Source organism: Yeosuana aromativorans (genome assembly GCF_014646655.1).
GTDB classification, from domain to species: Bacteria; Bacteroidota; Bacteroidia; order Flavobacteriales; family Flavobacteriaceae; genus Yeosuana; species Yeosuana aromativorans.
On sequence record NZ_BMNR01000008.1, the window covers coordinates 21,465 to 42,873 of the forward strand.

The 21,409-nt window shown below is 35.1% G+C and carries 28 protein-coding genes; 15 read left to right on the top strand and 13 right to left on the bottom strand.

Annotated features, from left to right (window positions below):
• Positions 1-23 precede the first annotated feature (23 nt).
• The 4 genes from IEW94_RS14805 to IEW94_RS14820 form a co-directional block, all read right to left on the bottom strand.
• On the bottom strand, positions 24-1,088 hold the full coding sequence (locus tag IEW94_RS14805) for a serine hydrolase domain-containing protein (RefSeq protein WP_188654478.1): 1,065 nt from the start codon (positions 1,086-1,088) through the stop codon (positions 24-26).
• 24 nt (positions 1,089-1,112) lie between these two features.
• Positions 1,113-1,448 carry a GIY-YIG nuclease family protein gene (locus IEW94_RS14810; RefSeq protein WP_188654480.1) on the bottom strand — a complete coding sequence of 112 codons (336 nt, stop codon included), beginning with the start codon at positions 1,446-1,448 and terminating at the stop codon, positions 1,113-1,115.
• A gap of 61 nt (positions 1,449-1,509) precedes the next feature.
• A complete protein-coding gene (locus IEW94_RS14815) occupies positions 1,510-2,430 on the bottom strand; it encodes a DUF6624 domain-containing protein (RefSeq protein WP_188654481.1) in 921 nt (306 codons plus the stop codon).
• 4 nt (positions 2,431-2,434) lie between these two features.
• Positions 2,435-2,815 carry a hypothetical protein gene (locus tag IEW94_RS14820; RefSeq protein WP_188654483.1) on the bottom strand — a complete coding sequence of 127 codons (381 nt, stop codon included), beginning with the start codon at positions 2,813-2,815 and terminating at the stop codon, positions 2,435-2,437.
• 258 nt (positions 2,816-3,073) lie between these two features.
• Here IEW94_RS14820 and IEW94_RS14825 point away from each other — a divergent pair, with 258 nt between their 5' ends.
• The 8 genes from IEW94_RS14825 (at position 3,074) to IEW94_RS14860 (ending at position 9,424) form a co-directional block, all read left to right on the top strand.
• A complete protein-coding gene (locus tag IEW94_RS14825) occupies positions 3,074-3,595 on the top strand; it encodes a GNAT family N-acetyltransferase (protein ID WP_188654485.1) in 522 nt (173 codons plus the stop codon).
• Between the two features lie 256 nt (positions 3,596-3,851).
• Positions 3,852-4,616: a ParA family protein gene (locus tag IEW94_RS14830; protein WP_188654487.1), complete on the top strand. Its 765-nt coding sequence runs from the start codon at positions 3,852-3,854 to the stop codon at positions 4,614-4,616.
• Between the two features lie 3 nt (positions 4,617-4,619).
• Positions 4,620-5,531, top strand: coding sequence for a ParB/RepB/Spo0J family partition protein (locus tag IEW94_RS14835; RefSeq protein WP_188654489.1), 912 nt, complete (start codon positions 4,620-4,622; stop codon positions 5,529-5,531).
• Positions 5,521-6,096, top strand: a complete 576-nt coding sequence (locus tag IEW94_RS14840; RefSeq protein WP_188654490.1) for a DUF5683 domain-containing protein — start codon at positions 5,521-5,523, stop codon at positions 6,094-6,096. The genes IEW94_RS14835 and IEW94_RS14840 overlap by 11 nt, the downstream gene beginning before the upstream one ends.
• A 3-nt stretch (positions 6,097-6,099) precedes the next feature.
• On the top strand, positions 6,100-6,804 hold the full coding sequence (gene dapB / locus IEW94_RS14845) for a 4-hydroxy-tetrahydrodipicolinate reductase (RefSeq protein ID WP_188654492.1): 705 nt from the start codon (positions 6,100-6,102) through the stop codon (positions 6,802-6,804).
• Between the two features lie 65 nt (positions 6,805-6,869).
• Positions 6,870-8,426, top strand: coding sequence for a signal peptidase I (lepB, locus tag IEW94_RS14850; protein WP_188654494.1), 1,557 nt, complete (start codon positions 6,870-6,872; stop codon positions 8,424-8,426).
• A 69-nt stretch (positions 8,427-8,495) separates the two neighbouring features.
• Positions 8,496-9,116, top strand: a complete 621-nt coding sequence (locus IEW94_RS14855) for a WbqC family protein (RefSeq protein ID WP_188654496.1) — start codon at positions 8,496-8,498, stop codon at positions 9,114-9,116.
• Positions 9,116-9,424, top strand: coding sequence for a DUF6122 family protein (locus IEW94_RS14860; protein WP_188654499.1), 309 nt, complete (start codon positions 9,116-9,118; stop codon positions 9,422-9,424). The genes IEW94_RS14855 and IEW94_RS14860 overlap by 1 nt, the downstream gene beginning before the upstream one ends.
• Positions 9,425-9,432: 8 nt before the next feature.
• Here IEW94_RS14860 and IEW94_RS14865 read toward each other — a convergent pair whose 3' ends face one another.
• From IEW94_RS14865 to IEW94_RS14900, 8 genes are all read right to left on the bottom strand, one after another.
• Positions 9,433-10,464, bottom strand: coding sequence for an endonuclease/exonuclease/phosphatase family protein (locus IEW94_RS14865; RefSeq protein WP_188654501.1), 1,032 nt, complete (start codon positions 10,462-10,464; stop codon positions 9,433-9,435).
• A gap of 5 nt (positions 10,465-10,469) precedes the next feature.
• Positions 10,470-11,342 (bottom strand): rhomboid family protein, encoded by an 873-nt coding sequence (locus tag IEW94_RS14870; protein ID WP_188654503.1) that lies wholly within the window; start codon positions 11,340-11,342, stop codon positions 10,470-10,472.
• A complete protein-coding gene (locus IEW94_RS14875) occupies positions 11,342-12,091 on the bottom strand; it encodes a rhomboid family intramembrane serine protease (protein ID WP_188654505.1) in 750 nt (249 codons plus the stop codon). The genes IEW94_RS14870 and IEW94_RS14875 overlap by 1 nt, the downstream gene beginning before the upstream one ends.
• Positions 12,092-12,093: 2 nt before the next feature.
• Entirely contained in the window at positions 12,094-13,938 is a 1,845-nt protein-coding gene (gene mutL, locus IEW94_RS14880; RefSeq protein WP_188654507.1) for a DNA mismatch repair endonuclease MutL, read from the bottom strand.
• On the bottom strand, positions 13,939-14,229 hold the full coding sequence (locus tag IEW94_RS14885) for a riboflavin synthase subunit beta (RefSeq protein WP_188654509.1): 291 nt from the start codon (positions 14,227-14,229) through the stop codon (positions 13,939-13,941).
• An 8-nt stretch (positions 14,230-14,237) separates the two neighbouring features.
• Complete coding sequence (locus tag IEW94_RS14890) at positions 14,238-14,477, bottom strand: hypothetical protein (protein ID WP_188654510.1); 240 nt, start codon at positions 14,475-14,477, stop codon at positions 14,238-14,240.
• A gap of 126 nt (positions 14,478-14,603) precedes the next feature.
• Complete coding sequence (gene ribH, locus IEW94_RS14895) at positions 14,604-15,089, bottom strand: 6,7-dimethyl-8-ribityllumazine synthase (protein WP_188654512.1); 486 nt, start codon at positions 15,087-15,089, stop codon at positions 14,604-14,606.
• A gap of 1 nt (position 15,090) precedes the next feature.
• Positions 15,091-15,864: a YfgM family protein gene (locus IEW94_RS14900; protein WP_188654514.1), complete on the bottom strand. Its 774-nt coding sequence runs from the start codon at positions 15,862-15,864 to the stop codon at positions 15,091-15,093.
• 132 nt (positions 15,865-15,996) lie between these two features.
• On the opposite strand from IEW94_RS14900, the gene recF reads away from it, so the two are divergent.
• The 4 genes from recF (at position 15,997) to IEW94_RS14920 (ending at position 18,072) form a co-directional block, all read left to right on the top strand.
• The gene (recF, locus tag IEW94_RS14905; protein ID WP_188654516.1) at positions 15,997-17,076 is read left to right on the top strand and encodes a DNA replication/repair protein RecF; all 1,080 of its coding nucleotides are present in this window, start codon (positions 15,997-15,999) and stop codon (positions 17,074-17,076) included.
• Between the two features lie 4 nt (positions 17,077-17,080).
• Complete coding sequence (locus IEW94_RS14910; RefSeq protein WP_188654518.1) at positions 17,081-17,497, top strand: lipocalin family protein; 417 nt, start codon at positions 17,081-17,083, stop codon at positions 17,495-17,497.
• On the top strand, positions 17,497-17,793 hold the full coding sequence (locus IEW94_RS14915; protein WP_188654520.1) for a DciA family protein: 297 nt from the start codon (positions 17,497-17,499) through the stop codon (positions 17,791-17,793). Before IEW94_RS14910 ends, IEW94_RS14915 begins: the two co-directional genes overlap by 1 nt.
• A gap of 87 nt (positions 17,794-17,880) precedes the next feature.
• Complete coding sequence (locus tag IEW94_RS14920) at positions 17,881-18,072, top strand: cold-shock protein (protein WP_188654522.1); 192 nt, start codon at positions 17,881-17,883, stop codon at positions 18,070-18,072.
• Between the two features lie 131 nt (positions 18,073-18,203).
• Here IEW94_RS14920 and IEW94_RS14925 read toward each other — a convergent pair whose 3' ends face one another.
• Positions 18,204-18,623 carry a nucleoside-diphosphate kinase gene (locus IEW94_RS14925; protein ID WP_188654525.1) on the bottom strand — a complete coding sequence of 140 codons (420 nt, stop codon included), beginning with the start codon at positions 18,621-18,623 and terminating at the stop codon, positions 18,204-18,206.
• A gap of 90 nt (positions 18,624-18,713) precedes the next feature.
• Between IEW94_RS14925 and IEW94_RS14930 the strand changes: the two genes are divergently transcribed.
• The 3 genes from IEW94_RS14930 to IEW94_RS14940 are packed head-to-tail and all read left to right on the top strand — an operon-like array spanning position 18,714 to position 21,408.
• Positions 18,714-19,733, top strand: a complete 1,020-nt coding sequence (locus IEW94_RS14930; protein ID WP_188654527.1) for a DHH family phosphoesterase — start codon at positions 18,714-18,716, stop codon at positions 19,731-19,733.
• The gene (gene gldI, locus IEW94_RS14935) at positions 19,726-20,265 is read left to right on the top strand and encodes a gliding motility-associated peptidyl-prolyl isomerase GldI (protein ID WP_188654528.1); all 540 of its coding nucleotides are present in this window, start codon (positions 19,726-19,728) and stop codon (positions 20,263-20,265) included. The genes IEW94_RS14930 and gldI overlap by 8 nt, the downstream gene beginning before the upstream one ends.
• A gap of 12 nt (positions 20,266-20,277) precedes the next feature.
• Positions 20,278-21,408 (top strand): peptidylprolyl isomerase, encoded by a 1,131-nt coding sequence (locus tag IEW94_RS14940; RefSeq protein ID WP_188654530.1) that lies wholly within the window; start codon positions 20,278-20,280, stop codon positions 21,406-21,408.
• The last annotated feature ends 1 nt before the right edge of the window (position 21,409 follow it).

Below are 21,409 nucleotides of genomic sequence, written 5' to 3' on the forward strand. Positions count from 1 at the left end.
AAAAATGAATCTTATAAATTATATTATATGGGATTGTAAATTTTAACGGCTTTTTCCATGACTTTCATTTGAGTTTGAATGGAATTTCTTCTTCTGTAATCACTTTTGGTCTTATATGCCAATACAACATCTATTTCTGGGTAAACCGTAATATTTTGGCCTAAGGCTCCTTGCGCTGAATAGGCGTTTTTAAGTCTATAGTCATTAGTATTTTGTACAAGCCACCACATGTAACCATAGCCTAAATCTAGCCCGTCTTCTTTAAGAAGCGGTACGCTTTTTTGAGCTTCCAGATATGAGGTTCGTTCTTTTGTTATATCATCTATCCATCCTTCGGGAATGACTTGCTTGTCTTTCCATTTCCCATGTCGTAACATAAGCAACCCTATACGCGCCATATCACGTGTTGAAAACCACATGTGATAGGCGGGAAATTTTGACACATCATAATTACCACTTTTTCTTTGAAGGGATCTGTCCCAATCCTGCAAGTGCAATGGCACAACAAGTTGAGACTCTATTTCATCATAAATATTGCTGTTGGTTTCTTTTTCAAAGATATATCCTGCAACGTTAAAGTCCCAATTACTATAAAGCCAATGACTTCCTGGTTTTACAGAGCCTCTTTTTGGAGCATATCTTCTAAAATCCCCACCATTGGAGCCACTCAAATAGACTCCAGACCGTGCCGAAATTACATCACTTATTTTGGCCGTTTTTTCTACAGGAAGGAGTTCAGACACATCATTGATGTTTAAGTCTCCTAGCGTTTTGTCAAGTTTTATAACACCACTTTCAACATATTTCCCAAATAAAATAGCAAGAATACTCTTTCTGCAGGATGCTATATAGCTGTTTTCTTGAATATCCCCATATTCATATACAATTTGGCCTTTATGGACAATGACAAGCCCTGTAATGTTGGTACTGTCAATTATATAACGATTAAAAACAGAACGTTCTGTTTCTCCCCAGCCCATTTCTGCCGGGTCTTCTTGTCTTGACCAATCGTTGTCTGGATAAATTTGTGCTTTACTTGTGCAGCTTGATAAAAAATAAAAAGCTAATATAATGGTTGTTATTTTCATAATTTATGATAATTAATGCTGAAATTAATATAAATTTTTAATTTCAAATTCTTCTACGACCATAGCCTGAAGCGTTTTTAATTCTTTATTATAATTAAAGGTATCCTTTTCCTCATTTTTAAGTTCAGCCAAAACTTTAAAAACAAAATGTTCTTCTCCATGGATATTCCAATCGTTTTGAAGTATTCTATTACGGTGATTTCCAAATCTAAGCTCCATTTTATGTCTATTCCATTTGGATTGCATATCCATACTACAATCAATTAGAACCTTATTGTTTATTTTGTTTTCTATCTGGAAAACCCCTATTGGAAATTCCATTTGTTTATAGGCTTCTTTTAGTTCCTTTTTTGTTTTCATGCCATAAATCTAAAGCTTTTTCTTAAATCAAAACATACTGCTTTTTTATCATTTTGATATTTTATTCCTTTTGACCAACCGTCCAATCATAATCAATTTTTCGTTTTAAATAATCTTTTAAAGGCTCCAGTCCAATTTCTTTTCTGCGCTTATCAACATATTCAGGGTCTTTGATTGGAAATGGTTCCAAATGACGCTCGGCATTATAACGAAACTGCATACCATATAGTTGCGGTTTTTCATCATTGACTAATATCCTGTCCTGAATTTTAGCATATTCCATACAGCTTCCCTCACCTTCCAAGCAAGATTTTTTTATTTGAGCCAAGTATTTTTTTCTTACTGAATCATCTTCATGATGATTAATGACCAACAAAGGCGCGTCTGCGGCCAAAGTACCAACTGTAGAATATTTTGGCCATCCATATGCTTTTAGTAATTTCTTTAGATTACTATAATTTTCCTGTCCAATTTGCTTTTTATAGGCTCCTATTGGATAATACCATTGCGGGATATAACCATTTTCCATATAACATGTTTTGGCCTGTTCAACATAGTAATCCAAGGCTTGGTCCTTTAAAATAATATTGAGTAATTTTTTGGTGTAATCAAGCTGTTTCAGTTTGCCATTTGCTTTTTGAAATTTATTTAATTGGCTACTTTCAATTTTTGACCAACTCGCATCATCAATCAATGCATATAAATCGGTATCAGTCAATGCCCATAAGGAACTATCGTCTTTCAGAGCAATATTTAAATAATAAAAGGCACTGTCCTTTTGAAAGGTTAAAGCATAGGCGCAGGCAAGATTGTAGGTGTTCTCATGATTTTTGGGCGACTTATAATATTCATTTTTATAAGCTTTGATAGCTTCATCCAGAAAGCCTTTTTGTCTTAAACTATCTGCTTTTGAAACTTTATTTTGAGAAAAACAAGCATGGCCAGCTAATAGTATAGCAATTAATTTGAATACATTTTTCATCTTATTAGGCATTATTCATTTTGGGGTTAAACAGTCCTTTAAGTATTTTACTAATCATAAATAAACCAATCCCTAATACTGGGGTAATCAATGTGTATGAAATTCCTTGAAACATAAGATTAGGGGCTATCCCTCCAGATTTTCCTATAAAATAAAAACTGTGCAAAAGACCAAGCAATAAAGACAGAACACTGCAAATGAGTATCCAAAATGCTGCAGTATCAATTCTTGAGTTGTGATAGTTTACCAGTTTCTGAGCTTCTAAATTATTTTTAGCTTTTAGCTTTTTTATAAAATGGCAAATGGAAACTGAACTAAAAATGATAAAAACAATAATAAATTTCAAGTCACCATTGGTTATAAATTCAATAAAAGGCATTCTCATAATTTTGTGGTTTTAAATTGATGGGGCAAAAATATAATTGTAAAGAATCCATCTGCTTTTTATGCGATAAATGAAAGAATTAAACAAGGATTTAACAGGTTTTACATATTAATTGATTTTAGTGGTCTTTAAGGTTAAATCAATAACTAAATCCATCATTCGTCTCAATTTTTAGGGATATTTCTTTAAATTATTCATATTTGTCATAGTTTTTTTATAGAAGAAGTGCCTTGAAAAGCCTTGATTTTTTTAAACAATATGGATATACAAACCTACATCATAGAAACAAAGCGCACTAAAATTAGACCACTGACACCCAAGGATGCAGAACATTTTTATATGTTGAATCAAGATCCTGAAGTATTAAAATATACTGGTGATGTCCCTTTTAAAAATATTGATGCCGCAAGAGAGTTTCTGGAGAAATACAATCAATATGAAAAATACGGCGTGGGCAGAATGGCTGTAATTGATAAAGAAACCCATGAATTTCTGGGTTGGTGCGGTCTTAAATACTCACCCAATCTTGATGAGTACGATATTGGCTTTAGGTTCTTTAAGAGGTATTGGAATAAAGGTTATGCCACAGAAACTTCAGAGGCTTTTATTGATTATGGTTTTAACGCACTTAAATTAAATGAAATAGTTGGTAGAGCAATGGTTGAGAATATCGCTTCAGTAAAGGTACTGCAAAAAATAGGCATGATTTTAAGCAAAACATTTGATTTTGAAGGCCATAAAGGTGTTATCTATTCCATAAAAAACAACACTATCAATTAGTTGTTAATACATTAAACATATCATTAAGACCATTGTTCTATTAGTTATATGGTTGTCAACCTTCATATAAAGTGTTCGTTACAAACACCTATAAAACAGTTTATTTAAAAGCCAAAAACAAATATGAATCAAAACTCTTTTTCGACCAACTGAAATTATTCTTAAAAACCCGCATGTTTTCGACAACTGTTAACAATTAGGGTTTTTATTAGTCATAAATAATTGTATTTTTACCATCTATAAAACCAAATCATTAATGGGTAAAATCATTGCAATTGCTAACCAAAAAGGCGGTGTGGGCAAAACAACAACGTCTATTAATTTGGCCGCTTCACTAGGTGTTCTTGAAAAAAAAGTGTTACTAATAGATGCCGACCCTCAGGCAAATGCAACATCTGGATTAGGAATTAATGTTGAAACCGTTGAATTAGGAACCTACCAACTATTGGAACATTCCAATACAGCCAGAGAAGCTATCATACCTACAGATACGCCAAATCTGGATGTTATTCCGTCACATATTGATCTTGTGGCCATAGAAATAGAATTGGTTGATAAAGACAACCGGGAATACATGCTGAAAAATGCCTTAGCGGATATTAAAGATGACTATGACTATATTTTAATAGATTGCGCCCCATCTTTAGGCTTACTCACGCTTAATGCCCTAACAGCAGCCGATGCGGTTATCATACCAATCCAATGTGAATATTTTGCATTGGAAGGCTTGGGTAAACTTTTGAATACCATAAAAAGTGTCCAGAAAATCCATAATCCTGCATTGGATATTGAAGGATTGTTACTCACCATGTATGATTCCAGATTACGACTATCAAACCAAGTGGTTGAAGAGGTTCAAAAGCATTTCAACAATATGGTATTTCAAACCATTATTCAACGAAATGTGCGTTTGAGTGAAGCCCCAAGTTATGGTGAAAATATAATAAAATACGACGCCAGTAGTAAAGGTGCCACAAATTACTTAAGTTTGGCAAAAGAAATTATCAATAAAAACGCGTAAGGTATGGCTAAAGCAACCAAAAAACAGGCTTTAGGTAGAGGTTTATCAGCACTTTTAAAAGACCCTAGCAACGATATTCAATCGGTGCAAGATAAGAATGCTGATAAGGTTATTGGTAACATTGTCGAATTGGATATTGATTCCATTGAAGTAAATCCGTTTCAACCAAGAACCAATTTCAATGAAGAAACCTTGGTGGAACTTGCTTCTTCTATCAAAGAATTAGGGGTTATCCAGCCTATTACGGTCAGAAAATCAGGGTTCAATAAATACCAATTAGTTTCTGGAGAACGCCGCTTTAGAGCATCAAAACTGATCGGTTTGGAAACCATTCCTTCCTATATACGAATAGCCAATGACCAAGAATCATTGGAAATGGCCTTGGTTGAGAATATTCAGCGTCAAGATTTAGACCCAATTGAAATTGCCTTGTCATATCAACGCTTAATTGATGAAATCAATCTAACCCAAGAGCAAATGAGTGAACGTGTTGGTAAAAAACGGTCTACTATTGCCAATTATTTGCGCTTATTGAAATTAGACCCTATTATTCAAACGGGCATGCGTGACGGTTTTATCTCCATGGGTCATGGACGTGCCATTATAACCATAGAAGACCAAACTACTCAACTTGATATTTACGAAAAAATACTTTCCGATAAACTATCAGTTAGAGAGACCGAAGAATTGGTAAGAAATTATAATAGCTCACAAGAAGTGGCTGTTCCTAACAAAAAAGAATCCGCTCCAGAAGTTCCTGACTATATAAAAAAAGGAGTCAAAGAGTTCTCGGAATACTTTGGCCACAAAATAGACGTTAAAGTCTCTAAGAACGGTAAAGGAAAAATCACCATTCCGTTTCATTCAGAAGAAGATTTTAATCGACTTAAAAAATTAGTAAAACGTGCCAAGTAAAGTCATAATAGCAAATGCAGTCCTTTTTTTGTTCTGTTCTGCAATGTTGGCTCAAAATGACAAAAACAAGATAGCACAAACCTTAAAAAGCGCTGACACCATACAGGTTCAAGAACCCATTGACCCCTTATCTCCTGCTAAAGCCGCTTTTTATTCTGCCGTGTTACCCGGTTTGGGTCAGGCCTACAACAAAAAATATTGGAAAATACCCATCGTTTATGGCGCTTTGGGAACCGGTATTTACTTTTACACAAATAATAACAAAGAATACAACAGGTACAGAGATGCTTACAAAAGGCGATTGGCCGGTTTTGAAGATGACGAGTTTTTTGGCAGAATAGATTTGAACGGATTACAGCGTGCCCAAAAATTTTATCGAAAAAATAAGGAAATCTCTCTTTTGGTGACCATAGGCATTTATGCCCTGAATATCATTGATGCTAACGTTGATGCGCATTTGCTACAATATAATATTGATAAAAACTTAACATTAGCACCCCATTTTAAATTTAATGAGATGGATGCTAAAAGCGATTTGGGGTTAACTTTAAATTTTAATTTTTAAAAAATGAATATTGCATTACTAGGTTACGGAAAAATGGGTAAAACCATTGAAAAAATAGCACAACAACGCGGCCACAATATTGTGCTTACCGTTGATAAAGACGACCATGATTATGATATTACAAAAGCCGATGTCGCTATAGATTTCAGCATTCCGTCTGTGGCATTTAACAATATTTGCAATTGCTTTAACAATGGCGTTCCGGTTGTTTCTGGCACTACCGGCTGGTTACAGGATTACGATAAGGCTCTTGCTTTATGCAAAGAAAAACAAGGTGCTTTTATTTATGCCTCAAATTTCAGTTTAGGTGTCAACATTTTTTTCGAGCTCAATAAAACACTGGCAAGAATGATGAGCAATCTTAAACAATATCAAGTAAGCATGGAGGAAATCCATCATACCCAAAAACTGGATGCTCCTAGCGGAACTGCCATTACGTTGGCAAATGGTATCATTGCCGAACATTCAAATTATGAGCATTGGAAACTTGACGAAAGCAGAGAGCACACCATTCCTATTACAGCAAAACGTATTGAAGATGTTCCTGGCACTCACACCATAACGTACGAAAGTGAAGTAGATAAGATTACCATTGAGCATCATGCCTATAACAGACAAGGATTTGCACTTGGTGCTGTTATTGCGGCAGAATGGCTAGTTGAAAAAACAGGTGTGTTTACCATGAATGATGTGTTAAATATTGGTTAATACTCTTAAATACAGTAACATTTTAAAAAAGGAAACCACTAACAAAACAATAAAAAAATAAGATTATGACACTCATGCAATGGTTTATATTCTTCCTGGTTATTCAAGGAATTCATGGTTTAGGCACTTGGAAACTATACATTAAAGCAGGAAGACAAGCTTGGGAAGCTTTCATACCGGTTTACAACGCAGTTGTTTTAATGAAAATAATTAACAGACCTTGGTGGTGGACTATTTTATTATTCCTGCCAATTGTAAACCTCATCATGTTTGCCGTTGTTTGGGTTGAAACCGCCAGAAGCTTTGGAAAACACTCAAACCTTGATACCCTTTTAGCTGTTGTAACCTTAGGATTTTATAATTATTATTTAAATTATGCAGCAGATGTTGAGCATGTTAAGGACAGAAGCTTACACCCCAGAACAGGTTTAGGCGATTGGGTAAGTTCCATTTTATTCGCCATAGTGGCGGCAACCATTGTGCACACCTATTTTATTCAACCATTTACCATACCGACATCCTCCTTGGAAAAAACGTTGTTGGTTGGTGATTTTCTGTTTGTGAGTAAGTTCCATTATGGTGCCAGAGTGCCTATGACAACCATTGCCGCACCGATGGTTCATGACACCATTCCTATCTTGAAAACAAAATCCTATTTGGCAAAATATGAACTGCCTTACATGAGAATTCCTGGTTTTCAAAAAATAAAGCACAACGACATCGTGGTGTTTAACTGGCCTGTTGATACCATGCTGGACATGCGACATACCGATAAATTTTACTATAAACCCATTGACAAAAAAACCAACTATGTAAAACGCTGTGTGGGTCTTCCGGGAGATTCCCTTGAAGTCAGGAATGGATTTGTTTACATCAATGGAAAACAAAATGTACTGCCTGATAGGGCTAGACTTCAATTCTCATATGATATTGAATTTAAAGGTCAAATAACATCAAATGAGCAAGTATCCAGAATTTTAAAAAGATATGATATCACAGATGAATTAGGTTATGACCCTGAATCTAAAACGTATGTTGTTCAAGCAACAGAAGAAGCTGCAAATAGAGCCAAAAACCATCCCAATATAGCAAGTCTTACACCTAGAAGAGACATTAAAGGAAGAAGGGATCCAGGTATTTTCCCAAACAGTCCCGATTATAATTGGAACAATGATTTCTTTGGCCCACTTTATATTCCGCAAGCAGGTAAGACCATTGACATCAACTTAAATGTATTGCCGCTTTACAAACGTGTCATCACCGCTTATGAAGGCAATACCTTAGACGTTAAAGGCAATCAAATTTTTATCAACGGCAAGGTTGCGTCTACTTATACCTTTAAACAAGATTACTATTGGATGATGGGTGACAACCGTCACAATTCACAAGATGCCAGAGTTTGGGGATTTGTACCGTTTGACCATGTTGTTGGAAAACCCGTTTTTATCTGGATGAGTTGGGACAGCAATGCCAAAGGTTTGGATAAAATCCGTTGGAACCGATTGTTTACTACTGTTGGTGGTAGCGGACAACCCGTATCGTATTTTATTCCATTTTTAGTGGTTTTATTTGGATGGATGGGCTTTAATAAATGGCGAAAACGCAAGAAAGCTAACAGTTAATTTGTTATTTGTGGGTTTGTTAAGGTGTTCAGTCACTTATAACATGACAACAAATAAACGCATCAACAAATGAACATTATATTGCATCCTACATACTTTCCTAACATTGCGCATTTTGTAGCTTTGGTAAATGCTGAGGAAGTAACGTTTGAGATGGATGATAATTTTTTAAAGCAAACGTACAGAAGCCGAGCTTATATCTATGCTGCCAACGGAAAATTGCTTTTAAATATTCCTGTGATTCATTCGCAAAAAAACCGTCAGAAATATCGTGATGTAAAAATATCACATGATACGAATTGGCAAAGTTTGCATTGGAAATCCTTGCTTTCAGCTTACAGTACCTCGCCTTTTTTTGAATTTTACAAAGACGAACTAGAACCCTTGTTTAAATTGCAAGCCAACTTTATTTTAGACTATAATTTAAAATGTTTTGAAGTGGTTTGTGATTGCCTTCAGTTAGATCTCAATACAACAAAAACAAAGACCTATCAACAACAAATTGAAGACAAAACGGATTTCAGATATCTGGTAAACGCCAAAATGGAAGAACCCCAATTTGAACCCTATACCCAAGTGTTTTCAAACAAATACGGTTTTATAAATAACCTGAGTATTTTAGACCTGTTGTTTAATGAAGGCCCAAATACGCTCAATTATTTAAAATCTCAAACCTTAAAAACACCGTGATGCTTCAACCCATTGCTCATTATGGTTGCCACTTGTTACTTCCGCTTTTGGTTGCCCTATTGGCATATAGAAAAATTTGGGTTAAAGCCTTTTTAATTATGCTTGCAGGTATTTTAATAGATATTGATCATCTGCTAGCTAACCCCATGTTTGACCCTAACAGATGCAGCATTAATTTTCATCCGCTTCACTCCTATTGGGCCATTGGTGTTTATGTTTTATTATTGTTCCCAAAGAAAACCCGCTTGATAGCTTTGGGCCTCGTTATCCACATTATTTCAGATATTGTGGATTGTTCCTTTATGTAAACCGCTATCTATTGCTTTAAGCTTAACGTGGTCATGATAGGATAATGGTCGGAGAAATGGTCATCAAAGGTTTTAAATTTGTTTACCGCAAAAGCCTCATCAGCAAAAATAAAATCAATTCTAACTGGGAAAAACCTGAAATCATAGGTTCTGCCAAATCCGTTACCGGCCTCTTTAAACGTATCATTTAAGTCTCCTTTAATTTTTCTGTACACATACGAGAATGCTGTGTTGTTAAAATCACCACAGATAATCATTTTATAATGGCATTGCCTTTTGTGAAGTAAGAACAATTCTGTTTGAAATTGTTGCATTTTAAAAGTAGACCCTGCTACTTTAAACAAGCGTTCTGAACCTTCTTCCTTAAGTTTGTCCACATCTGTATCAATCCTTAAAGATTCCAAATGAATGTTGTAAACCCGAATAGTATCGTTACCCTTAACCACATCGGCATAAATGGCATTATTAGCTGTATTAGGAAATTCAACAGAACCAGAATTTACAATGGGAAATTGAGATAGAATGACTTGTCCGTGCTTGGTGTGCTTACCGGAAAGTTTGTCATATCGATATTTAAAAAATGATAAATCGATTCGGGAGTCTGGATGATATTCTTGAATACTTAAAATATCGGGCGCTTGTTCTTTTATAAAATCAACAATTTTGACATCAACATCCTGTTGTGGAATCCATTTGTACAAGTTAAATAATCGCACATTATAATTCATCACTTTAAACGCATCATCTGTATTGATATCACTGTCTTCTGAAGACGAAAACTTGTATAGCGACCCATAAAAAACATAACCAATAATCAATATAAGAAGCGAAAGAACCAACTGCCTTTTTACTTTAAGTAACCAATATAAAAAGAACAGCACGTTTACAACGATGAGAAATGGCACGCTTAAACTGAGAACGGAAAGCTGTGAGAAGGTTTTGGGTGGCAAATAAGGCAATACAAAGGACACTAATAAAACCGCAGCAAGAATTGTATTAAACACAAATACAATTTTATCAATAAGATGCAATTTTTTCATACACGTTACTTGCCAGATCTAAATAAATATTCCTTTTCTTCTGCCGTTAAACTATCATAGCCACTTTTACTGATTTTATCTAAAATAACATCAATTTTCTTTTGGTCATTAAACTCACTAAAATCACTTTTAGTATAACCTCCTACTTTTGATTTATTTTTATGAACGGTTTTTAAAGGTGTTTTTTTAGAAAACTTGAAAAGGCTCACCACCCAATCCATAAAACGCTCAAAACTTTTACCAATATCGTTCCCTTTTTTTAATTGAATGGCATAAACATAACCCAATGCGGCTCCTCCAATATGAGCCAGATTACCACCAGCATTATTCCCAAAAAGACCAAACATATCCAGAACGACAATTGCAACTCCAAGATACCAAAGCTTTAAGTTAAAGGTGAAAAACCGAATCTCTTGAGATGGCAAATAAGCACATAAAAAAATCAATAAAGCCCTTACGGCTGCTGAAGCGCCTACCAATCGGTTACCATATATAAATACTTGCGGAAACAAACTATAGCACGCCATAAATAAAAATCCACCGCAAATAGCTCCTAAAAAATAGACGTTTAGTGCCAATTTTGGATTGAATAAATTCAAAAACATCTGACCAATAACATACAACCATAGCATATTAAACAGAATATGCAAAAAAGCATAATGCACAAAGGCATAAGTTATAATGGTCCATGGCTTTACTATAAAATCAGAAAAATCGCTTGGCAATTCCAACCAACTTAAACTGGATTGGTGAAATGCGCCTTGTAGCATTTGAAGTAGTAGTCCAATTAAAAAAATAACAACATTTACTACAATAATTTTTTCAAGTACATTCAGTCTTGCTAACTTATATTTTATATCTTGATTGAGAGAGGACATTAATACCAACGGTTTTTATTAAACTGTGTTTTTTTCCAATACCACATAATGATAAATCCTGTTAAGGCACCACCAACATGCGCCATGTACGCTGTGTTGCTAGGACTGAAAAATGATTGTCCGGTAATTCCAGAGATTAAATCCAAAAGAATAATTCCGGGAATAAAATATTTTGCCTTTATGGGAATGGGTAAAAATATCATTAATAATCTGGCCTCAGGATTTACCATGCCAAAGGCTACCAAAATTCCCATGATACAACCTGAAGCACCTACCATACTAGCATTAAAAACCGGAAATATGGTTTGAAGATCAGCAAACTGGGCTTGTGAAACTCCTTTTATAACTTCATTGTTAGTCAACATCTGTGTTATTTCATTAGGTGTAATTCCAGAGCTGATTAAATTTTCATAAGATGGTAAAAACTGAAAGTAATAATAGCCTAACTGTAAGGCTACGGCTCCTAATCCAGCAGACAGATAAATGAACAAGAATTTTTTCCAACCCAAGTATTGTTCAACAGGCACACCAAACATCCAAAGGGCAAACATATTAAACAAAATATGCATCAACCCACCATGCATAAACATGTGAGTAATGATTTGCCAAGGCTCAAACGCTGGATTTTTAGGAAAGTGCAAAGCAAATAAATCATAAAACAAGGTGCCATTACCAATGGTCATGGTGCCTATAAACATAATCACGTTAATGATCAATAAATGCTTTACGGTTTCTGATAGTCTCATCATATTCAAATAAATTTTTTGTCCAATTCATCAACGCTCATGGTCACAAATGTGGTTCGGTTTGTAGGCGACACATTAGGTTCCTTACAGGCAAACAGACTGTTCACTAAATGTTCTTGCTCACTACTTTTAAGGGATTGCCCCGTTTTAATGGCCAAGCTTTTTGCCAATGACTTTGCCAACAAATCCGTGATGCTAAAATTACTGTCAGGCACTTCATTCTCAACATCGCTTATTAATTGTTCCAGTATGATTGTTACCTCACTTTCTGGTATACTCACTGGTACCCCGGTAATTTCAACCGCTTCTTTAGTAACGTTTGAAAATATAAATCCTGTATGTTCCAGGTCTTCTTTTAGTTCCTTGATAATATCAATTTCCCGTGGTGAAAAATGGAGTTGATGCGGAAACAATAACTGTTGACTTGAAGCCCCTTTTACCGTTAAGTTTTCTAAAAAATCCTCGTACAAAATCCGTTGATGCGCCCGGTGCTGGTCTATAACCAACATACCAGACTTAATGGTACTGACAATGTATTTGTTATGAAGCTGATACGTAGTTTGAACAGGCTCTTGCTCATCATCAAACAACGAGGTGCTTTTGTCTTCACTTTCAAAATGGACTTCGCTGAAATCCTGTTGCGTTTTGGTGCCTTTAGATTCCAATCCCACATACAAACTGTTCCAATTATTTAAGGTTTGCTTTTTAAAAGCTGTTGTTTGCTTTCCTGAACTGTACGATTCCTTAAACGGATTAAATGACCTATCGACCTCTATGACAGGCGTATTGGTCTCTTTTTGACTGTAATTATATGGTGTATCCAAATTTGGGTCACGTTCAAAATCTAAAACAGGCGCAATATTAAATTGCCCTAAACTATGCTTCACAGCCGAACGCAATAAAGCGTATAACGTATGTTCATCATCAAACTTTATCTCTGTTTTGGTAGGATGGATATTAATGTCAATGGTTTGTGGATTAACTTCTAAATTCAAAAAATAACTGGCGTGTGTACCTTGCTTAAGAAGCCCGTCAAACGCAGACGTTACCGCATGGTTTAAATAGGCACTTTTTATAAATCGATTATTCACAAAAAAGTACTGTTCGCCTCTTGTTTTTTTAGCAAATTCTGGTTTGCCCACAAACCCAGAAATAGTCAGAACCTCTGTTTCTTCAGTAACTGGAACCAATTTCTCATTGGTTTTGTTTCCAAAAATATTGACAATGCGTTGCCTGTAATTGCTAACAGGCAAATTAAATGTTTCACTGCCATTGTTATACATCACAAACGAGATATTGGGATGCGCCAAAGCCACTCGATGAAATTCATCAATAACATGACGCAACTCAACGGCATTGGACTTTAAAAAGTTACGCCTTGCAGGGATATTGAAAAACAAGTTTTTGACTGAAATAGATGTTCCTTTGGGGGTAACTACCACGTCTTGTGATACGATATTGCTCCCTTCAATAATAATGCAAGTCCCAACGTCTTCCTGTGCTTGTTTGGTTTTGAGTTCTACATGGGCAATGGCCGCAATACTTGCCAGAGCTTCCCCACGAAAGCCTTTGGTATGTAAATCAAATAAATCCTCGGCGGTTTTGATTTTTGAAGTGGCATGGCGCTCAAAACTCAATCGTGCATCGGTAGGGCTCATGCCTTTTCCGTTATCAATTACTTGAACCAGTGTTTTACCGGCATCTTTAATGATAAGTTTAATTATGGTGGCATCGGCATCAATGGCATTTTCAAGTAGTTCTTTAACAACCGATGCTGGCCTTTGAACAACCTCGCCAGCCGCAATTTGATTCGCTACATGATCGGGTAATAGTTGTATGATGTCGGCCATTTATTTTTTTGAAAAGAAAATTGACAAATCAAAATCAATGATGAAAAGAAATATCAAAATAAGAATACAAACTATAATAATGATGCGTCTATTAGCGGTTCTATCTGGGTTGTTTTTAAGATCATCTAAAGCATTGTTGATTTTAGTCTTTAATCCGGTATTTCCACCAACGGTCTTTCTATAGTCGTCAAACTTATGCTTGATCTCAAACGGATTGCCTTGTCCTTTATCATCAAAATGACGAGGCGTATAACTAAATCTTTTATTTTTTCGTGTTTTAAAAATCCCCATAATAATCTCTATTTAGACTTGATATCTAAAAGATACATACAAATCAATACAATTACTAAAACCAATAGCAACAACGATAACGGCAGTCCCCGTTTTGGTTTTTTTGCCCCTAAACCTCTACTTTCCCTCCATTTTGAACTAAAATCACCAATCTTGGACGTTTCATCTTGATTGGTATTGGCATCATTGTCTTTGGAAAATCTAGGCGTATAACTAAATGATTTATTCTTTCGTGGCTTCAACAACATGCATCAAATGTATAATTACCAAAAATACTTAAAAATAGACAGAAACAATAATAGGAATTGCCAAAAATTGTTAACAATAGCCAACGCTGATTGACCTACGATGCACTAATTAAGCAGCTTATTTTTCTAGCTATTTTTCCGAAGTTCTGCCATTTTTATGGCAGCAACGGCAGCTTCTGTTCCTTTGTTGCCATGTTTTCCGCCAGAACGGTCTATGGCCTGCTGCATGGTGTTATCTGTTAACACACAAAATATTACAGGGGTTTCCTCAGCAACATTAAGGTCCTTGATACCTTGAGCAACAGCTTCGCACACAAAATCAAAATGTTTGGTTTCACCTTGAATAACGCTTCCTATGGCTATCACTACATTGACCAGCTGTTCTTGCATTTTTTTACAACCATAAATAAGTTCAAAACTGCCCGGAACATTCCAACGAACAATGTTGTTAGGTTGCGCTCCATGTTCAATCAAGGTATTGTAAGCGCCTTGGTATAACCCTTCGGTTATGGATGGGTTCCATTCTGAAACAACAATCCCAAACCGAAATTTATTCGCGTTTGGGATTGTTGTTTTATCATAGACTGATAAATTATGATTTGCCGTAGCCATATTAATATTTATTTGCCAATACCTTTGCTTTGCCTATTAATACATCAACCATTGCTGTTTCTGAAGCATCTGGATATTTTTCTTTTATGGTCTCAAAGTAAGACAAAGCTTTATCGGCTTTACCTAAATCCAATGCAATGGTTCCTGCTTTGTACAGGTACATAGGTGTTGTGTACTCATTATCACGCATGTTTGCTGCTTGGTCATAATAATCCAATGCGTCATCCAATTGGTTTAATTGCACAAAGGCATCGCCTATATTTCCTTTTGCCAAAGGCGCCAATACTTCATCATCACTTGAAAAGTTACTTAAATATTGAATGGCATTTTTATAATCTTTCAATTTTAAATATGCTGTTCCGGCATAATAATTTGCCAGATTAGCAGCTTGTGTACCTTTGTATTCTGAAATGATATCCAACATTCCATACTTACCTTCTCCTCCATTTAACGCTAGATTATAAAGCGAGTCTTTTTTAGTAGACGTGATAGCCTCATTAAAATATTTTTGGGCTTGGAACATATCATTCATAGCAGTGGTTTGTTTGGGTTTAGCAACAAACTCTTTGTACCCCAAATATCCCAAAACAACAGCAGCAATCACCCCAATAGCCATTAAAATATACCTTTGGTTTTTTTCTACAAAGGCTTCGGTTTTTGTAGCAGTCGTGTCAAGCGTATTAAAAACTTCGGCCGTTGTTGACCCAGTTTCAATATTGTGCTCTTTTTCTTCTTTGTTTTTTGGTTTGTATCCTCTTTTATTATAAGTGGCCATATTTTTTATATTAATGCGTCGCAAAAATATAATTTTTCTTCATAAATTAAAGGTTATTTATTTGTTATTTTTGAATAATTTGCAAGGTCTTTCAACTCAAATACAATAAAAAGACCCTAAGTTATCTTTTATATGATTTTAAAATCACTTTCATTACTCAATTATAAAAATTTTGATAGCAAATCATTCGTTTTTAATGAAAAAATCAATTGCATTGTTGGGAACAATGGCATTGGAAAAACAAACGTGTTGGATGCCATTTACCATTTGTCCTTTGGGAAAAGCTATTTTAATCCAGTTGCCACTCAAAATATCAAACACGATACTGATTTTTTTGTCATTAATGGCGACTATATCAAACATGATGCATCAGAAAAAATTATCGTCAGCTTAAAACGGGGTCAGAAGAAAATCATCAAAAGAAACGGCAAAGCCTATGAAAAATTCAGTGAACATATTGGTTTTTTACCATTGGTTATTATATCACCTGCCGATAGGGATTTAATTATTGAAGGCAGTGAAACCAGGCGCAAATTTATTGACAGCGTCATCTCCCAAAGCGATAAGGTCTATCTGTCCGATTTGATCAACTACAACAAAATAGTATCGCAACGCAACGCCTTGTTAAAGTATTTTGCACTAAACCATACGTTTAACGCAGATACGTTGGATGTTTACAATAACCAGTTGTCTGATTACGGTTCAAAAATATTTGAAAAACGGGCAGCATTTCTAAAGGAGTTTATTCCCATTTTTAAATCACGTTACCAAGCTATTAGCAATGGTAATGAAGTTGTGGATTTAGTATACCAAAGTGATTTGTTTGAAAATAATTTAAACACCCTTTTAAAGAACTGCTTGAACAAGGATAAATCCTTACAATACACCAGTGTTGGCGTTCATAAAGATGATTTGCATTTTAATATTGAGGACTATCCCATCAAAAAATTTGGAAGCCAAGGTCAGCAAAAGTCTTTTTTAATTGCGTTAAAACTGGCTCAATTTGATTTTATAAAAAAACAAAGCGGAGACAATCCCATCTTGTTATTGGATGATATTTTTGATAAATTAGACGAGCAACGGGTTTCGCAAATTATTAAGTTGGTAGATAATGAAAATTTCGGACAACTATTTATTAGCGATACCCACGCAGACCGCACAGAAAAAGCCATTAAACACGTCCATCAATCGTATGAAATTTTTAAACTTTAAGACCATGAAACGCTTACTTCTTTTCTTAGTTATCCTTATAACTTATAGTTGTAAAGAAAACCCGGAAAAATTTATACCCCATTTAAATGGGTACTGGGAAATTGAAAAAGTTATTTTAGCTTCAGGCGACGTACATGATTACAAATACAATCCCTTAGTAGATTACTTTAAACTTACAGATAGCCTAAAAGGTTTCAGGAAAAAACTAAAACCGTTACCAGATGGCACCTTTGAAGACTCAAAAGACACCGAAGAATTTAATATGAAAATTGAGCAAGATAGTTTAAACATCTACTACAAAACAAAGTTTTCAAACTGGAAAGAAACCATATTGTTGGCCTCAGAAAACCAATTAAAGATAATTAACGCCAATAAAAACATATATGTATACAAACCTTATAAACCCATAAATATAAACTAATGGCCAAACGAAACAATGAACACATAAGCATAGCCGATGCGCTTAAGGAATTTGTTGAGATCAATAAGCTGGAAACCGGCTTGAACAAAGTCAATGTAGCCGATGCATGGGTCAAACTTATGGGCAATGGCGTTAATAATTATACCACAGCTGTGACATTGGAAAGAAGCACGCTACATGTACAGTTAAGCTCCAGTGTTTTAAGGGAAGAACTAAGCTATGGAAAAGAAAAAATAATAAGAATGCTAAACGAGGAATTGGGCAAGGAGATAATTAAAAAACTGATTTTACGATAATTACGAAAAAAAATAAAAGACCATTTATATGCAAAGTGTTAATTATTAATGTATATTTGTGCCTTAATTTTTATAATATTTAATACAATGAGTAAAGGTACAGTAAAATTCTTCAATGATTCTAAAGGGTTTGGATTCATCATTGAAGATGGCAACAAAAAAGAACATTTTGTACACATTTCTGGTTTAATCGATGAGATTCGTGAAGGTGATGAAGTAGAATTCGATTTACAAGAAGGCAAAAAAGGATTGAACGCAGTAAACGTAAAAGTAATCTAATATATACTTTAACAATTACAAGTTAAAGCCTATCAAAATTTGATAGGCTTTTTTGTTGGTTAAAGGTTTTAAAAACAAAAAGCCCCACCACATAAAGTAGCAGGGCTTTTAAAAAATATATTAATCCTAATTTAAAATATTTCTCTTCCCGAAAAATGAAAAGCACCTTCAATGGCTGCATTTTCATCACTATCACTCCCGTGGATGGCATTTTCACTAATGGAGTTTGCAAATAATTTTCTGATGGTTCCATCAGCTGCATCAGCCGGATTGGTAGCACCAATAAGCGTTCTAAAATCATCAACAGCATTCTCTTTTTCTAAAATAGCTGCCACAATAGGACCACGAGTCATGTATTCTACCAACTCACCAAAAAATGGACGTTCGCTATGGATAGCATAAAACGTTTGCGCATCATGTTTGGTCATTTGTGTTAATTTCATTGCTACAATTTTAAAACCTGAAGCTGAAATTTTTTCTAATATTGCACCAATGTGTCCTTTCTCAACAGCATCTGGCTTAAGCATTGTAAATGTTCTATTTGTTGCCATTTTGTAATTTTAATTTTCGGTGCAAAAGTAACGTATTTCTTATTAAAAACAAGGCAATCCAATTTTAAAAAAATTGTATATTCGCTTTCTATGACACAACAGGACATAAAAAATATCAAGCAATTATTGGCAACCCCTAAACGCATTGTAATTGTTCCACATAAAAATCCTGACGGAGATGCTATTGGCTCTACCTTAGGTTTATACCATTATCTTTTAAAATACAATCACAACGTAACTGTTATTGCACCTAATGACTACCCTGGTTTTTTAAAGTGGATTCCTGGTGAAAGCACTATTTTAAAATATGATTCCCAAGCGGATGATTGTGATGCTTTAATCAAAAAAGCGGACATCATTTTTACACTTGATTTTAATGCCCTGCACCGAACTGGTAATATGGAACCGGTTTTAGAGCAAAGCGACGCTGTCAAGATTTTAATTGATCATCACCAAGAGCCCGATGATTATGCTACCTATGTATTTTCAGATGTCAGTATGAGTTCCACTTGCCAAATGATATACCATTTTATTGATATGTTGGGCGATAATGACAAAATAGACACAAATATTGCTACCTGTTTGTATGTTGGCATCATGACCGACACAGGTTCATTCCGGTTTGCTTCAACAACAAGCACTACCCATAGAATTATTGCCTATCTCATTGAAAAAGGAGCCAATGTGGCTGACATTCACAATCATGTGTATGACAACAATTCTTATGATAGACTGCAACTTTTGGGTTGTGCACTTAGCAATTTAAAAGTCATTCCAGAATTAAGAACTGCATACATTTCACTGTCACAAAAAGAACTCAATAAGTACAATTTTAAGAAAGGTGATACCGAAGGCGTTGTTAATTATGGGCTTTCATTGGAAAATATTGTATTGGCAGCCATCTTTATAGAAGACAAACAAGAAGGTATTATAAAAATCTCATTACGCTCTAAAGGAAATTTTTCTGTAAATGATTTGTCCAGAGCTCATTTTAATGGTGGCGGACACATCAACGCGGCTGGCGGAAGGAGTGAATTGTCATTAAATGAGACTATAAAAAAATTTATTAGTATATTACCAGACTATTCAAACGCCCTAAATAATGAATAAGACACTTGCTATAATCATTATTGCAACACTCACATTGGCTAGTTGCAAGTCTCCAGAAGCCAGAAGGCCCGTTTCAGTAAAAACAGGCTCCTTTATTGACGCTTCTGTTGAGCGAAACAAAAAATTGAATGCCAAAGAACAGGCAATCATTGAGAAACTTCTAAAAGACCAGAATAGAGATTACATAGCTTCGCAAACTGGTTTTTGGTATTATTACAACAATAAAGTTGAAAGTGATTCCTTAAAAACACCAGGATTTGGCGACATTGTGACCTTTAATTACAATGTAAAAGCATTAAATGGCAGTTTGGTATACTCCAAAGAAGACACCAAAACGCAAACCTATGCCATGGATAAAGAGCAACTGTTTACTGGCTTGCGCGAAGGTCTTAAACTGATGAAAACTGGAGAGACCGTCACGTTTTTGTTCCCTTCACAAAAAGCGTATGGCTACTATGGTGATGAACATAAAATAGGTACCAATATGCCGCTCATATGTGAAGTAACCGTTCAATCCATATCTGACAAATAGTTCGTTACACCCATGCGTGCTGCAACACACATCATAAAGGTTTTGGTTTTAGGATTTGCATTGCTGTTCATTTCCTGCAAAGACAAATACCCCAATCTAAAAGATGGTATGTATGCTGAGTTTGTGACTTCAAAAGGTACTATGGTAGCTCAATTATTCTATAAAAAAGCACCATACACCGTTGCCAATTTTGTATCATTGGCAGAAGGCACCAATACTCTGGTTGACAGTATTTACAAAGGCAAAAAATTCTATAATAACACCATTTTTTACCGCGTAGTTGATAGTTTTATCATTCAAGGTGGTGACCCAACCGGAACAGGAACTGGCAATCCGGGCTATCGTTTTGATGATGAGTTTAATCCTGATTTAAAACACGATCAACCTGGCATTTTAGGAATGGCTAACTCTGGACCCAATACAAACGGCAGTCAATTTTATATAACCGAAACAGCTCAACCCAATTTAGATAATACACATACTGTTTTTGGAAAGTTGGTTTTAGGTTTAAATGTACTGGATTCCATTACTAATGTTAAGGTTTCAAAACGTGACCAAAGACCTGTCAAGGATGTTGTTTTAAAACAGCTAAATATCATACAAAAAGGCATTAAAGCCAACGCCTTTGATGCCAATAAAATATTTATCAATCACTTTGCAGAACTTGAACGGCTTGAAAAAATAAAAGAAGCCAAAGAAAAGGCCTTATTGGAATCCACCAGAAAAAAATTCAAAGTCCAACAAGAGCAAGCTATTTTGTTACCTTCTGGTTTGCAATATTATATCACTAAAAAAGGAACCGGTGAACAACTGTCTGAAACTTCAAAAGTGCTTGTTGACTACGCTGTCTATTTTGAAAATGGAAAGCTTATTGAAACCAGTAACCTGGAAACAGCAGAAGCTTTACATGCTGTTAATGAGAAACGAAAAACCGAAGACAACTACAAACCCATTGTTGCTAGTTTAAGTCCAGACGCAAAAATGATAGCCGGCTTTAAAGAAGGTTTACAACAATTACATGTTGGTGACAAGGCCACACTTTTTATCCCTTACCATTTAGCTTATGGCGAGTCTGGAAATAGTGCTATTCCACCAAAATCCAATTTAATATTTGAAGTTAATATTTTAGAACTTGTAAAATGAT

What these genes read in the sequence shown, in the direction of transcription:
- IEW94_RS14865 (WP_188654501.1), bottom strand. Translation starts at nt 10,464, where the DNA reads ATGAAAAAATTGCATCTTATTGATAAAATTGTATTTGTGTTTAATACA.
- IEW94_RS14885 (WP_188654509.1), bottom strand. Translation starts at nt 14,229, where the DNA reads ATGGGGATTTTTAAAACACGAAAAAATAAAAGATTTAGTTATACGCCT.
- IEW94_RS14805 (WP_188654478.1), bottom strand. Translation starts at nt 1,088, where the DNA reads ATGAAAATAACAACCATTATATTAGCTTTTTATTTTTTATCAAGCTGC.
- IEW94_RS14925 (WP_188654525.1), bottom strand. Translation starts at nt 18,623, where the DNA reads ATGGCAACAAATAGAACATTTACAATGCTTAAGCCAGATGCTGTTGAG.
- IEW94_RS14830 (WP_188654487.1), top strand. Translation starts at nt 3,852, where the DNA reads ATGGGTAAAATCATTGCAATTGCTAACCAAAAAGGCGGTGTGGGCAAA.
- IEW94_RS14875 (WP_188654505.1), bottom strand. Translation starts at nt 12,091, where the DNA reads ATGATGAGACTATCAGAAACCGTAAAGCATTTATTGATCATTAACGTG.
- lepB (WP_188654494.1), top strand. Translation starts at nt 6,870, where the DNA reads ATGACACTCATGCAATGGTTTATATTCTTCCTGGTTATTCAAGGAATT.
- recF (WP_188654516.1), top strand. Translation starts at nt 15,997, where the DNA reads ATGATTTTAAAATCACTTTCATTACTCAATTATAAAAATTTTGATAGC.
- IEW94_RS14940 (WP_188654530.1), top strand. Translation starts at nt 20,278, where the DNA reads ATGCGTGCTGCAACACACATCATAAAGGTTTTGGTTTTAGGATTTGCA.
- IEW94_RS14920 (WP_188654522.1), top strand. Translation starts at nt 17,881, where the DNA reads ATGAGTAAAGGTACAGTAAAATTCTTCAATGATTCTAAAGGGTTTGGA.
- IEW94_RS14815 (WP_188654481.1), bottom strand. Translation starts at nt 2,430, where the DNA reads ATGAAAAATGTATTCAAATTAATTGCTATACTATTAGCTGGCCATGCT.
- IEW94_RS14855 (WP_188654496.1), top strand. Translation starts at nt 8,496, where the DNA reads ATGAACATTATATTGCATCCTACATACTTTCCTAACATTGCGCATTTT.
- IEW94_RS14835 (WP_188654489.1), top strand. Translation starts at nt 4,620, where the DNA reads ATGGCTAAAGCAACCAAAAAACAGGCTTTAGGTAGAGGTTTATCAGCA.
- IEW94_RS14810 (WP_188654480.1), bottom strand. Translation starts at nt 1,448, where the DNA reads ATGAAAACAAAAAAGGAACTAAAAGAAGCCTATAAACAAATGGAATTT.
- ribH (WP_188654512.1), bottom strand. Translation starts at nt 15,089, where the DNA reads ATGGCTACGGCAAATCATAATTTATCAGTCTATGATAAAACAACAATC.
- IEW94_RS14930 (WP_188654527.1), top strand. Translation starts at nt 18,714, where the DNA reads ATGACACAACAGGACATAAAAAATATCAAGCAATTATTGGCAACCCCT.
- IEW94_RS14890 (WP_188654510.1), bottom strand. Translation starts at nt 14,477, where the DNA reads ATGTTGTTGAAGCCACGAAAGAATAAATCATTTAGTTATACGCCTAGA.
- IEW94_RS14910 (WP_188654518.1), top strand. Translation starts at nt 17,081, where the DNA reads ATGAAACGCTTACTTCTTTTCTTAGTTATCCTTATAACTTATAGTTGT.
- IEW94_RS14870 (WP_188654503.1), bottom strand. Translation starts at nt 11,342, where the DNA reads ATGTCCTCTCTCAATCAAGATATAAAATATAAGTTAGCAAGACTGAAT.
- gldI (WP_188654528.1), top strand. Translation starts at nt 19,726, where the DNA reads ATGAATAAGACACTTGCTATAATCATTATTGCAACACTCACATTGGCT.
- IEW94_RS14820 (WP_188654483.1), bottom strand. Translation starts at nt 2,815, where the DNA reads ATGAGAATGCCTTTTATTGAATTTATAACCAATGGTGACTTGAAATTT.
- IEW94_RS14825 (WP_188654485.1), top strand. Translation starts at nt 3,074, where the DNA reads ATGGATATACAAACCTACATCATAGAAACAAAGCGCACTAAAATTAGA.
- IEW94_RS14915 (WP_188654520.1), top strand. Translation starts at nt 17,497, where the DNA reads ATGGCCAAACGAAACAATGAACACATAAGCATAGCCGATGCGCTTAAG.
- dapB (WP_188654492.1), top strand. Translation starts at nt 6,100, where the DNA reads ATGAATATTGCATTACTAGGTTACGGAAAAATGGGTAAAACCATTGAA.
- IEW94_RS14860 (WP_188654499.1), top strand. Translation starts at nt 9,116, where the DNA reads ATGCTTCAACCCATTGCTCATTATGGTTGCCACTTGTTACTTCCGCTT.
- mutL (WP_188654507.1), bottom strand. Translation starts at nt 13,938, where the DNA reads ATGGCCGACATCATACAACTATTACCCGATCATGTAGCGAATCAAATT.
- IEW94_RS14900 (WP_188654514.1), bottom strand. Translation starts at nt 15,864, where the DNA reads ATGGCCACTTATAATAAAAGAGGATACAAACCAAAAAACAAAGAAGAA.